The sequence below is a fragment of the Cerasibacillus sp. JNUCC 74 genome, from assembly GCF_053667775.1.
In genome coordinates, this window is sequence record NZ_CM132207.1 from 3,710,274 (window position 1) to 3,723,802 (window position 13,529).

The following is a 13,529-nucleotide window of genomic DNA, read 5'->3' on the forward strand; positions in this document are numbered from 1 at the left end:
TATGATTAAAACTGTAATTTTATTTTAATTTTCGATGCGCCGTTTCTACAATTTAAACTTCTCCGTATTCTCTAAAGTCTTAAAGAGAAAGTCTTAACGATGCCTTAGATGCAGGATAACAAAGCAGGTTACTTGCTTGTGAATGTGAAGTTGATAAGATGTGAAAAAGGAGGATATAGTAGTAGGAGTTCCATCAAAATAATAAGCTTATTCACAGTCTTGATGGCGCGGATAAAATGAACATGGTTTTTTCATAGGCTCGAGGCAGCTTTTAAAGTTTGCCCTGTATCAATATAATCTTTTTAAGTAAACTAATATATTTATTTTTAGCGTTGAAATCTTTGGCAATCCAAATGCTAACTATACTTATACATAAATTAATGTATAGATAATTTCTGCACAATTCCTTATATGTTTCATGTATAACATATAAACAAATAAAAACAGATGATACAATTCTTCATCTGTTTTTATACTATCTATTAATTGAATGTGATTTAAAATAGAACTTGGAATATATAAGCGCGAATTGACAGAATGAAATAGAATTGTATATAACTATAAATTCCAAATGATTCATTTCACCAAGTTAATTCTTAACTTACAGGTATTACGAAGAGACAGGTAAACTATTAGGACAGCTCTGCCGCAATCGTTTTGTTTAAATGTTCGACTTTCATAAATGGAACGACTGTATTCCCATTATCATCTACCCTTTCCACATCTGCCCCTAAAGCTGCTAATTTGCCAGCAAAGTTAACATAACCGCGGTCAAGATGTTTTAATTCTGTTACTCTCGTCACACCGTCAGCGGCTAATCCAGCTAATACTAATGCTGCTGCTGCACGCAAATCTGTAGCTGCTACTTCAGCTCCTTGTAAATCACTAGGCCCTTCAATAATTACACTATGACCTTCAATTTTCATTTTTGCATTCATGCGTCTGAATTCTTCAACATGCATAAATCGATTTTCAAAAACTGTCTCTGTGATTACACTTGTACCTTCTGCTGCCAGCATCAAAGCCATCATTTGTGATTGCATATCTGTAGGAAACCCAGGATGCGGTAATGTTTTAATGTCTGTAGCTTTCAACTTCCTTGGTCCTATAACTCTCAGTCCATTTTCTTCTTCAATAACCTTTACATTCATTTCCTCTAATTTTGAAATAACGGAGCGCAGATGCTCAGGAACTGCATTTTGGATCAACACATTACCTTGTGTAATTGCTGCTGCTACCATAAACGTTCCCGCTTCCACACGGTCAGGAATAATTGAATGTTCCACGCCGCGCAACTTTTCAACGCCCTCAATACGGATCGTTTCTGTTCCCGCACCAACTATTTTGGCACCCATCTTATTGAGGTAATTTGCTAAGTCGACGATTTCAGGCTCTTTTGCACTATTTTCAATGATTGTTTTTCCTTCAGCCAATGCTGCTGCCATCATAATATTTTCAGTTGCACCGACACTAGGCATATCTAAATAAATTTTTGCACCTTTAAGACGCTTGCTGACTTTTAGTTCAACAAACCCATTACCAACATGAGTTTCTGCCCCCATTGCTTCAAAACCCTTTAGATGTAAATCTATAGGTCTTGAACCGATGGCACAACCCCCTGGCATAGCAACTTTTGCATGACCATAGCGTGCCAATAAAGGTCCTATAACGAGGACAGAGGCACGCATTTTCCGAACATATTCAAATGGGGCTTCTGTGATCAATTGATTGGAAGCATCTACCGTTACTGTATTACTTTCAAAATGTACGTTAGCATTTATACTCCTTAATACTTGGTTTATTGTATATACATCAGCAAGTTCAGGAACATCTTTTATAACGCTTTTTCCTTCACTAGCAATAAGACTAGCGGCAATGACAGGAAGCACAGCATTTTTAGCACCTTCAATTTTAACAGTGCCTTTTAATTGGTGTCCGCCTCTTACGATGATTTTTTCCATATTCCAAATCTCCTTCAGATCCAATTTCATTATATTAATATTCATTTATTAGGATAGGTGTTCCTATCATGTATGTAGGATTGTCCGATCCAGTTTCTGTTACTGCAATTTGAAAATTCATGGGAACACTGTCGATTGAAATCTGTTGATTCCACAGTGGTGTATACCCGTATATAATTTTTTTATGCACGGATTTTTTAACTGTATCGAATTGTGTCTGTATTTGTTCAACTTGAAAATAATTTATGAGCATGTTTAAAAAATAGTCACCATTAATTATATCATTTTCTTTAGTCGCCAGACAAGAAAATCTCTTTGCCTTGGCTGAAAAATAATTATCTACACTGGAGTTGACGATTTCTCTATATTCTTGTGCAATAATGTGATTCCAACTACTTCCTTGAATGACAACTACCAGTTCTGCAGATAGTTTTTTCTGGCGCGGAAGGGTCACACTATAAGATACGTCTATATTTCCAGTAATGCGACTGTTTTTAAAAGAAATTTTTATTATTTTTTTATGTTTTGTCACTGTTTTGTCATACTTAGCACTCAATGCTTTAATTAACGCTTCTGCCTGTTGATGTGAAAAAGACTCTTTCCAAGTAGTTTGCCAATTTTCTATTTCTACTTGATTATTGACTACAAACGAAGCCATATCTGTCAACTCATCGGTATACGCTTCTGCTGGTTGAGTCATCATATTATTCGATATAAATAATAATAGGATACATAGAATAATAGATTTTCTCATAATAAAAACCCCCATTTTTCACACATAGTCTATCTATAGTATGATCAGGGAGACATAAAGACATACAGTACAAATGGCGACAAATTTATTAAAATAAATGATTTAAGTCTCTAGACCATTGTAAAACTTCTAAGAAGAATCGGCTTACTCCAGAACCTATTACAATCGTCAAAAACAAAATCAAAATTTGAGCTTCCTTCGCTCTTCCTTTCCTTATTAACGGTTCAAAATTAACCGACATCATTAATCGCCATGTCAAGTAAATAAACAGAAGATGTGATATGATGCCAATAATCGCTTGTTGACCTATCGAAAACATACAAACCACCTTTAATCTTTACTGATGTTCAAGAAGTCAAGTAAAAATGACAGAGCAGCTTGTTTGATGGCTGAAACTTCTTCTCTCACGAACTTTTCAATCAAATTTACTCTCTTTTTAAAACACATACTATTAGTACTTTGCCATGAATACAGAAAAAAGTCAATGTGAGTTTTTACGTGTTGTTTATTAAGTCCCCTTTCATACTAATCATATTTTTCCTTTTCCTAATTTTCTCTTGCATCTTCCTATGATCTTGATGACAAAAACATAACAAAACTACGTTGATACTTCCTCATTTCCCGGGAAATATCGACAAAAAGCCAGTAATCTAAAGGTAAAATGAATGTACATTCATTTTAGGAGAGATATACATATTTAAGGGGAGTCCATTGGAGTAATTTTAAATAGAGTAAGACCAAATTCCTAGCGTTCGGTTCAGGTAGCGGCATCCAAACAACAGCACTTCTGATTAAAGTAAAACTTCATTCAAGGAGTGCAACAGGGGTATGCCAACGTATAAGCGGCAAGCCCGCTTTTAGTCGACGCCTTCCTTTAAGTTTGAGCCAATGTAGACTTATTGCAGGAAGGAGATCAAAGTTTGCTAGTCGATCGATCGCTTAAGCTAGACGACGAAGCTATTTTCAAGAAAGATAGTCACCATATAAAAAAAGATAGCTTTTCCTAAACAGGGAAATTGGTAAACGCAAATATTTTGGGCAGGTGACTTGTTTACCGTTGCTAATAATGAAAATGTAAAACCGTCACTTCCAATTCTAAGCATACATATAAGCTTTATATATGCAAAAAATCTCTTATAACAAGGTTATAAGAGATTTTTTGGCTACCTGCTGACACTACTGACATTTAAACGATTTAACGCCCGACGTAGTGCTAACTCCGCTCTTAACATATCAATATGATCCTGCTTAGACTGGAGTCGGCGTTCAGCGCGTTCCTTTGCTCGTTTTGCTCGTTCAATATCAATATCTGAAGGCTTTTCAGCAGACTGTGCTAAAATTGTCACTTGATCTGGTCGGACTTCCATGAAACCGCCGTTAACTGCCAATTTATCTTCACTATTACCACGCTTGAGACGTACAGCATTAATTGACAGTGGAGCAACAAGCGGAATATGTCCGGGTAAAATCCCTAACTCCCCGCTCTCTGCTTTACAGCTTACCATTTCATAATCGTCTTCTAATACTGGTCCATCAGGAGTAACAACACTTACAGTTAGTGTTTTCAAAGTAACCCCTCCTCCGCTTGACATAAAGGCGACTAATGAATAATAAACTATTCATCAACCGTTTCGACAATTGTAATTTGTTGCTTCACCTTTTATGTCACTTATTGCATACTTTTTGCTTTTTCTACAACTTCTTCGATGCGACCAACTAAACGGAACGCATCCTCAGGTAAATCATCATGCTTTCCTTCTAATATTTCTTTAAACCCTTTAACCGTTTCCTCTACTGGTACATAAGATCCCTTTTGTCCAGTAAATTGTTCAGCTACGTGGAAATTCTGGGATAGGAAGAATTGAATACGACGTGCACGAGCGACTACAAGTTTATCTTCATCACTTAATTCATCCATACCCAAGATAGCAATAATATCCTGTAATTCACGATAACGTTGAAGTGTTTTTTGCACTTCTACTGCTACTTGATAATGCTCTTCTCCAACAATTTCAGGATCTAGTGCTCGAGATGTAGAAGCTAATGGATCCACCGCTGGGTAAATTCCTTGTTCTGATAAGCCACGGTCAAGGTTAGTGGTAGCATCTAAGTGAGCAAACGTGGTTGCTGGTGCAGGGTCTGTATAGTCATCAGCTGGTACATAAATAGCTTGAATTGATGTAACAGAACCTTTTTTTGTTGACGTAATTCGTTCCTGCAATTGTCCCATCTCTGTTGCCAAAGTTGGTTGATAACCAACCGCAGAAGGCATACGTCCTAATAATGCAGACACTTCGGAACCTGCTTGCGTAAAACGGAATATATTATCAATAAAGAGCAATACATCTTGTCCTTGTTCATCACGGAAGTATTCTGCCATTGTTAATCCCGTTAATGCAACACGCATACGAGCTCCAGGTGGTTCGTTCATTTGCCCAAATACCATGGCTGTTTTAGAGATAACCCCTGAATCCTTCATTTCAAAGTAAAGATCATTTCCTTCACGTGTACGTTCACCAACACCGGCAAATACAGAAATTCCACCGTGTTCTTGTGCGATATTATTAATCAGTTCCTGAATAAGTACCGTTTTTCCAACACCGGCACCACCAAATAAACCAATTTTACCACCTTTTACATAAGGTGCCAGTAAATCTACAACTTTAATTCCTGTCTCTAAAATCTCGGTTTCGGTTGTTAAATCTTCAAAGTCCGGTGACTTTCTATGGATAGGGTCACGGCGGACATCCGCTGGTAACGGCTCTTCTAAATCAATATTGTCTCCAAGTACATTAAATACTCGCCCTAATGTAACATCTCCAACCGGAACAGAAATTGGTCTTCCTTTATCTTCTACTTCCAATCCGCGCTTTAAGCCATCAGTAGATGACATAGCAATCGTACGAACCGTATTATCACCTAAATGAAGAGCAACTTCTAAAGTAAGCTCTGTATTAACTGCTCCATCAGCAGCTTTAACAACAAGAGCGTTGTGTATATCTGGTAACAGACCGTCTTCGAATTTAACGTCAACGACAGGTCCCATTACTTGTGTAATACGTCCTTTGCTCATCGAATTTCCCTCCTAACGTACTTTCAGAAATGATTCGAGGAAGCTACTCTAGTGCAGCTACCCCACCACTAATTTCTGTAATTTCCTGTGTAATTGCAGCTTGACGCACACGGTTATAGGTCAATGTTAGTTTATCAATAAGCTCACCAGCATTATCTGTGGCGCTCTTCATCGCTGTCATACTTGCCGCATGTTCACTCGCTTTACCCTCTAATATTGCTCCATAAATAAGACTTTCAGCATACTGCGGTAAAAGTACTTCGAGGATTTGCTGCTCATTTGGTTCATATTCATATTCATCATGAAAGCTTGTATTGTTACTATGTTCTTCTATATCAGTAATTGGCAACAATTTAGTTGTCGTCACCTGTTGAGAAATGGCACTAACATAATGGTTATATAGGATATATAGCTCATCGATTTCTTCATCTGCATATAATTGAACAGTTTCTGATGCGATCTGTTTTATATCTGCAAAGTCAGGTTGATCTCCAATACCAATAATACTCTGAGCTATTGGCAGATCCATTTTTTTACAAAATTCATAACCCTTTCGACCAATCGTAATAATCGTGTAATCCTCTTTGGATTGGTGGCGTTCTTGAATTTTATGATAAAGGCTTTTTAAAATATTACTATTGTAAGCACCAACTAAACCTTTATCTGCTGTTATTATCATATAGCCCGTTTTTTTCACTTCACGTTTCTCAAGCATTGGATGAGTTGCATCCGTTGCAGAACTGGCAATATGAGCTACTACTTCTTGAATTTTTTTACTATATGGCTCGAAAGCTTTTGTATTTTGCTCTGCCTTTGCCATTTTAGATGCAGATACCATTTGCATAGCAGAAGTTATTTTTCTTGTTTTCTTCGTAGAGTTAATTCTACTTTGAATATCCCTAAGTGATGCCAAGCTTGTTCACCGCCCTTTCCGCTAAAGGTTACGTGTTACGTAAACATAGAACTATTTGTCCTCAGATGGCAAAAATGTTTTTTTGAATGCTTCAATTGCTTCATTCATCTCTGACTCATCTGGTAATTGTCCAGTTTCCCGAATAGATGCTAATAATTCTTTACGATTATTATCCATCCAGATATTCATTTCTTCCTCAAAGCGAAGTATGTCTTCAACTGCAATATCATCAAGGAAACCTTTGGTTAAAGCATAAAGACTCATGACTTGCTTTTCAACTGACATTGGTTTATGAAGTCCTTGCTTTAGAATTTCTACGGTGCGTTCTCCGCGATTTAGCTTCGCTTGTGTTGCTTTATCAAGATCAGAGCCAAACTGGGCAAATGCTTCAAGTTCACGATAAGATGCAAGGTCTAAGCGCAACGTACCAGCAACTTTCTTCATTGCTTTAATTTGAGCCGAACCACCAACACGAGAAACTGATAGACCAGCATTAATTGCCGGACGAACGCCAGAGAAAAACAAATCAGATTGCAAGAATATTTGACCATCTGTGATCGAAATTACGTTTGTTGGAATATATGCTGAAATATCTCCGGCTTGTGTTTCTACAAATGGCAGAGCCGTTAAAGAACCGCCACCTTTTGCATCGCTTAATTTAGCTGCCCTTTCCAATAAACGTGAGTGGATGTAGAATACATCTCCAGGAAATGCTTCACGACCAGGGGGACGGCGCAATAGCAACGAAAGTTCACGATAGGCTACTGCCTGCTTAGATAAATCATCATAAACAACAAGTACATGCTTGCCGTTGTACATGAATTCTTCTCCCATTGCTACACCGGCATATGGGGCTAAGTATAATAGCGGTGCTGGATCAGATGCACCAGCTGATACAACAATTGTATAATCTAATGCACCATAACGACGGAAAGTCTCAACAGTGCTTCGTACCGTCGAATCCTTTTGACCAATAGCGACATAAATACAAATCATATCTTGATCCGCTTGGTTTAGAATTGTATCGACAGCTACAGTTGTCTTCCCTGTTTGACGGTCTCCGATAATCAATTCCCGTTGACCACGACCAATTGGAACGAGGGCATCAATTGCTTTAATCCCTGTTTGTAATGGTTCATCAACGGATTTACGATCCATTACCCCAGGTGCAGGTGCTTCAATTGGGCGAGTTTTTGTTGTTTCCACTGCTCCCTTTCCATCTAATGGTTGGCCTAGTGGATTTACTACTCGTCCAATTAATTCCTCCCCAACAGGTACTTGCATAATACGCCCAGTACGACGAACTTCATCGCCTTCTTTAATTTCCGAATAAGGACCAAGGATAACTATCCCAACATTGCTTTCTTCAAGGTTTTGGGCTAATCCCATTACACCGTTTGAAAATTCCAGCAGCTCACCAGCCATAACATCATCAAGACCGTGAGCACGTGCAATACCGTCACCAATTTCAATAACTGTACCGACATCGCTTACTTCGATATCTGTATCAAATGTTTCTATTTGCTGCTTAATCAAGCTACTTATTTCTTCAGCTTTGATGCTCATACCATTTCACCCCTATCTTCATTTGTTTGCAGTTACAAGGTTTCGTTCAATTCGTTTTAACATACCACTAACGGAACCATCATAGATCGTGTTACCAACACGGATCTTCATGCCACCAATCAGTGAGGGTTCAACAACATTAGTAAGTTGAATCGCTCGTTTATTAAAACGTTTCGCGAAAGTAGCCTCTAACTGTCGGCACTCTTCATCCGTTAATTTTCGAACGGAATAGACCGTTGCAGCCGCAATTCCCTTCGCATCATTTACTAACTGGATAAAATGATCAACAATAGCTGGAAGCAATTCAATCCGATGGCGTTCTACGAGAAGTTTTAACATATTACGCGTTTCTTTCTGACCATCTTTAAAAACATCATCTAGAATTTGTTGCTTCTTCGCTTTACTTATGCGAGGGTGTGTTAAAAAAGTGTACACATTTTTATTTTCTTCAAAAGCTTTCTTTACCGCTGTCAGCTCTTGAGCAAGTGAATCCAATGTTGACGTTTCTTTACCTAGTTGGAAAAGAGCATCTGCATAACGCTTTGCTACCGTTACATGACTCATAGCTCTTCTCCTACCTCTTTAATGTATTCATTGATCAGTTTCTCCTGATCTTTTTCATCAATTTCTTTTTCAATTACTTTTGTTGCAATTAATACAGATAGTGAAGCAACTTTATCCTGTAACGCCTGTAACGCTTTTTCTTTTTCATTTTGAATGTCAGCTTGAGCAGATTCTTTCAAGCGCGCAGCCTCTTCGCGAGCTGTTTTAATAATTAACTGTTCTTGTTTTTGTCCCGCTTCTTTTGCATCCTCGATGATCTGTTGCGCTTCCTGTTTCGTTTGTTTCAAACGTTCTGCCGCTTCTTTAGATGCTTTTTCTGCATCTACACGGCTTTTTTCTGCTGCTTCTATTTCATCAGCTACATATTCTTCACGCTTTTGCATCATATTAATGACAGGACCCCAAGCGAATTTTTTTACTAGAAGTAGTAAAAGTAGGAAAAAGAATAGTTGATAAAGCATGTCACCCACTCTTAACCCACCAACGCTTGCGCCAACTGACAATACGTCAATGTATGAATACATGAACTTCACTCCTTTCGTGATCGTTAACATGTTGAATTTAATTTGTTATTAAATCACATAAAGTAATGGCGAAGACTCTAAAGCTGATCCTCGCCATCTTAACTTATGAAGGTTTACATAAAAATAGCCATAAATGCAATAACGGCTGCCATGATTGGAATAGCTTCAACTAGTGCTACCCCAATAAACATAGTACCTTGTAGTGAACCTTTTAATTCTGGTTGACGAGCAATCCCTTCCACCGTTTTACTAACGATCATTCCGTTACCAAAACCAGCACCTATTGCTGCCAAACCTATTGCTATTGCTGCTGCTAAAGCTTCCATTTAATACTTCCTCCTTTTTATAATAAACCTTTTAATTTTATGTTTTTTATTTAATGGTCACTGCTCACTTTATGAGACAAATACACCATTGTCAACATCGTAAATACAAATGCTTGGATACCACCAATAAACACGCTAAATCCTTGCCAAGCAAGCATAGGAATAGCTGCACCTATAAATCCAAATACACCCGAATTTGACATCATTATAATCAATGCAAACAGTACTTCTCCTGCATAAATATTACCAAATAAACGAAGACCTAACGTTAATGTATTCGTAAACTCTTCAATAATTTTAAATGGGAGCATAATTGGTGCAGGACTTACATATCCTTTTAAATAATGTTTTATTCCTTGAACTTTAATCCCATAAAAATGAGTTAACAAGACTATCATACCAGACAATGTCAATGTCAGTGTCGCATCAGACGTTGGTGATTTCCACCATAAATCATGTCCAACTACCCCTGCAGTTGCTACACCTAATAAATTACTTACAAGTATATACGTTATCAGGGTCAAACCAAGCGGCAGAAAGATTTTACCGGTTTTCCAGTCCATCGTATCACTAATAATACCTCTAACAAATTCAACAATCCATTCCATAAAGTTTTGTAATCCTGTAGGCTTCATTTTCAAATTGCGACTTGCTATGACACTAAGTATAAACACGATAGCTGAAGAAATAGTAATCATAAGGAGATTTGATAAATTGACATCTAACCAAGGAATACCAAATATGTCTTCCACTATCGGTGCAGTATGTTCCACGTTATTCACCCCTCTTTCTTACTCGATTGTATAAAGTTACTTAGAGCAAATTCTATCATAATGACGATATAAGATGTCATTAATCCACTAATAACGGCAACGAGATGAAAATAATTTTCAAATCGAATTGCAATTAACACTGCCAGGACAGCAGCTGCTAGTCGTGATAGCGTTCCCAACGTTTTTATCTTCTGTTGGTTTGCTGCTAAATCCCCTAATAGAGCCACCTTCTTCTGAAGTAAATATAAGTTATAAAAACTAATAGCGGCCCCCAGTAACAACCCAAGAAAGATTCGATCATACGGTGTAAATCCGGCTCCTAAAACAAAAACCGCAAGAAGATAGAACATCCATTTTCGCTGGCGATCGACCATTTTTTTATATTCCGCCATAATTCCCTCTTCCCTTGTAATTGATAAAGCATGTAAACTTATAGACAAAAATCGACATGCCTTTAGGTAATAACCGTACCTAAAAAAGAAAGTAATTGTGGAGTCCGTATGTAATAAAAAATCTCTATCTTCTTAGTATATAATAATCGATTTAACTTTACTATGAAGATTATGTGAACAAATGAACAGGTAGTTATCATAATGAAGCTAATTTTAAAACATGATTTAAATCACTACTATTCCACACTAAGCAAGTTTACATTAGCAAACATTTAATGTCAATTGGTTTCATGCATAATTAGCATGATTTTAAGGAATGATTTACCAAATTTAAAAATAAAGTTTCACATAGAAATGGACAAGAAAAACCTAATTAATGGCATAGTGGATTTTTCTTGTCCAAATCGCGACAATTTTGTGACCAAAGGATGGTCTATGTTTTTGTGAATTACGTTTTTAAATGGGGGGAATATGGATCATTGATTCATAACTAACTGCCTCTCCGGTTTCTAAGTGAGCTGTAATAATAGCTAAATATATCCCCGGGGAACCAGCTTCGCTCCGCTCTATTTGTCCTTTGTTTACTCCTCGCTTTACATCCTTATGGATGAATAAATTGCGTTCAAAAACTAACGTATCAGGATTATATAGATCTACTTCTACTTGCTCCGCTGGCTCTGCCATGTAAAACCGATAATTAAATATGCGGTTTGAAAGTGGTTTTAGAGTAAATTCCAACCCCATTGCTTTTGGGTTATCTGCAGATTCATTGACAAATAAATAAGGCAAATAATATGTTTTATCTTTTTGATGAAGAGTCATCCAACCCTGATGCACGCCTTTATCTAATTGTTGAGCGTTTATTTTTACTCCTATCGTTAGTTTCTTTTTTTCATGTGGAGCTAAAGTAAATGATCTTGGTAATTGCCAGCTCACTCCTTTTTGTTTATAAGGGGTATCAAAATAATACGTCTGTGTGTGATCACTCATATTTTCAATCGTAACCTCTTTTTCTTTCGTGCTGCTATATGAATCAACTAAACCAAATGTTAACTTAGGATCATCAATAATCGTACCCGTTTGAATCGCTTCTTGTGGCCGAACCATTCCCATACCTTGTTCTGTCGACTTTATAGGCTTACCGTCTAACTCCATACGTAGAGCTGTTGTTTTTAAAGCTCCATATATTTGCTGATTAGACCAATTTGGCCTTGCCTCTTTTATTAAAGCAATCACACCGGCAACATGAGGAGCTGCCATACTAGTTCCTTGAAGAGCCTGATAGCCATTAGGTACTGTACTAATAATTCGTGTCCCTGGTGCTACAAGATCCGGTTTAATATTCCAGTTTACAGTCACCGGTCCTCTAGAGCTAAACTTTGCAATCGCTTCTTCTTGGTGCTCGTATATTGTTTCTAACAACAATTGTTCCTCATTTTTTAATTTATTTATTAACCATTGTCCATCATCTTCGGAAATCGATACAACCGGAATATCAAGTTGTTCGTTAACGGAGGAAATATCCCCCTGAAAAAGTTTATCCTCATTATTAGCAATGACTACTGCTTTTGCACCATTTTCTTGAGCCTGTTTGGCCTTTTCAATAAATGGTATTTCATCGCGCTGATATAGTGCAATACTTCCTTTCAAGTCCATGGTTTCTGTTGCATTTACGACTGGATAAAACGTATCTAGTTCCCAAGGAATAGAACCAGCCATGTTTACCATTTCAATTTTTTTATCAGCCCATCGTTCGTATAAGTATGGCACTTTTTGTTCATTACTTACTGCTCCTACAGACAAAGCCTTATTTGCGGTTGCCGGTGCACCAACCGTCCAATCACCGGGGCCATCATTTCCATTTGCGATAACAACCGCTACTCCCATTTCCACTGCTTTGTTTACAGCAACGCTTGTAGGATAATCAGGTCCATTGACACGATTACCTAGAGAAAGGTTAATTACATCTACCTCATCCTTGATGGCTTGCTCCATCGCTGCAATCACTTGAATAGAAGTACCTGTACCCCCTGGCCCTAAAGCACGGTATGCGTAAAGTTCTGCATCAGGAGCAACACCCTTTAACTGACCATTGGCCGCAATAATTCCTGCAACATGTGAACCATGAATGGTAGGCAATCCTTCCTCTGGCTTTGTTTCCATTGGATCATCATCCAAATCGACTAAATCTCTGCCAGCTTGGTAATTTTTTTCTAAATCTGGATGTTGGTAATCGATCCCTGTATCAATCACTGCGACCTTTACACCTTTTCCTGTGTAGTCTGTTTTATTCAACTCTGAAGGAAACACGATATTTGAATTATCTTCAATACGTTTTACATGGGGAAAACTAGGGGTTTGATAGGTTTGGACTTGGTGAACATTTTTCACAAACTCTAGGTTTCCCATACGCTTTAATTGCTTTGGTTCACCTTGTAACGCAAGTCCTTGAAATAACTTCGTATAAACTGCTACAACTTCAATGTAAGGATGATACTGTTCCAGAAAGTCTTTATGCTTTTTCGGATCTCCTTCTACTTCAATAATTAACGAATGAAGCTCGTCGTTATCTTTCGTATGCTGCAAGGCTAAACTAGGAACATGGAATGGGACCATGATAACTGCTAGCAATATAAAAAACAGAAGACAAGCACGGGTACGCATAACATTATTCCCCCTTTCT

The 13,529-nt window shown here is 37.6% G+C and carries 13 protein-coding genes; all 13 read right to left on the reverse strand.

Annotation, left to right across the window (positions count from 1 at the left end):
* Window positions 1–632 precede the first annotated feature (632 nt).
* The 13 genes from murA to JNUCC74_RS16570 all read right to left on the reverse strand — a co-directional run bounded on the left by murA (window position 633) and on the right by JNUCC74_RS16570 (window position 13,510).
* Complete coding sequence (gene murA, locus JNUCC74_RS16510; protein WP_454066146.1) at window positions 633–1,961, reverse strand: UDP-N-acetylglucosamine 1-carboxyvinyltransferase; 1,329 nt, start codon at window positions 1,959–1,961, stop codon at window positions 633–635.
* Between the two features lie 34 nt (window positions 1,962–1,995).
* On the reverse strand, window positions 1,996–2,715 hold the full coding sequence (locus JNUCC74_RS16515) for a YwmB family TATA-box binding protein (RefSeq protein ID WP_454066147.1): 720 nt from the start codon (window positions 2,713–2,715) through the stop codon (window positions 1,996–1,998).
* A gap of 88 nt (window positions 2,716–2,803) precedes the next feature.
* Window positions 2,804–3,034 (reverse strand): DUF1146 family protein, encoded by a 231-nt coding sequence (locus tag JNUCC74_RS16520; RefSeq protein ID WP_077318505.1) that lies wholly within the window; start codon window positions 3,032–3,034, stop codon window positions 2,804–2,806.
* 844 nt (window positions 3,035–3,878) lie between these two features.
* Window positions 3,879–4,283 (reverse strand): F0F1 ATP synthase subunit epsilon, encoded by a 405-nt coding sequence (locus tag JNUCC74_RS16525; RefSeq protein ID WP_143695742.1) that lies wholly within the window; start codon window positions 4,281–4,283, stop codon window positions 3,879–3,881.
* A 101-nt stretch (window positions 4,284–4,384) separates the two neighbouring features.
* On the reverse strand, window positions 4,385–5,788 hold the full coding sequence (gene atpD / locus JNUCC74_RS16530; protein WP_077318506.1) for a F0F1 ATP synthase subunit beta: 1,404 nt from the start codon (window positions 5,786–5,788) through the stop codon (window positions 4,385–4,387).
* A gap of 43 nt (window positions 5,789–5,831) precedes the next feature.
* Window positions 5,832–6,701, reverse strand: coding sequence for an ATP synthase F1 subunit gamma (gene atpG / locus JNUCC74_RS16535; protein ID WP_077318507.1), 870 nt, complete (start codon window positions 6,699–6,701; stop codon window positions 5,832–5,834).
* Between the two features lie 51 nt (window positions 6,702–6,752).
* Window positions 6,753–8,267 (reverse strand): F0F1 ATP synthase subunit alpha, encoded by a 1,515-nt coding sequence (gene atpA / locus JNUCC74_RS16540; protein ID WP_454066148.1) that lies wholly within the window; start codon window positions 8,265–8,267, stop codon window positions 6,753–6,755.
* Window positions 8,268–8,285: 18 nt separating this feature from the next.
* The gene (locus tag JNUCC74_RS16545; RefSeq protein WP_077318509.1) at window positions 8,286–8,831 is read right to left on the reverse strand and encodes a F0F1 ATP synthase subunit delta; all 546 of its coding nucleotides are present in this window, start codon (window positions 8,829–8,831) and stop codon (window positions 8,286–8,288) included.
* Window positions 8,828–9,355, reverse strand: a complete 528-nt coding sequence (gene atpF, locus JNUCC74_RS16550; RefSeq protein ID WP_454066149.1) for a F0F1 ATP synthase subunit B — start codon at window positions 9,353–9,355, stop codon at window positions 8,828–8,830. Before atpF ends, JNUCC74_RS16545 begins: the two co-directional genes overlap by 4 nt.
* A gap of 113 nt (window positions 9,356–9,468) precedes the next feature.
* Complete coding sequence (gene atpE, locus JNUCC74_RS16555; protein ID WP_077318511.1) at window positions 9,469–9,681, reverse strand: F0F1 ATP synthase subunit C; 213 nt, start codon at window positions 9,679–9,681, stop codon at window positions 9,469–9,471.
* Window positions 9,682–9,731: 50 nt separating this feature from the next.
* Window positions 9,732–10,454, reverse strand: coding sequence for a F0F1 ATP synthase subunit A (gene atpB, locus JNUCC74_RS16560; RefSeq protein WP_454066150.1), 723 nt, complete (start codon window positions 10,452–10,454; stop codon window positions 9,732–9,734).
* A 5-nt stretch (window positions 10,455–10,459) separates the two neighbouring features.
* Window positions 10,460–10,846 carry an ATP synthase subunit I gene (locus tag JNUCC74_RS16565; RefSeq protein WP_454066151.1) on the reverse strand — a complete coding sequence of 129 codons (387 nt, stop codon included), beginning with the start codon at window positions 10,844–10,846 and terminating at the stop codon, window positions 10,460–10,462.
* A 456-nt stretch (window positions 10,847–11,302) separates the two neighbouring features.
* Window positions 11,303–13,510, reverse strand: a complete 2,208-nt coding sequence (locus JNUCC74_RS16570) for a S8 family serine peptidase (RefSeq protein WP_454066152.1) — start codon at window positions 13,508–13,510, stop codon at window positions 11,303–11,305.
* Window positions 13,511–13,529 lie beyond the last annotated feature (19 nt).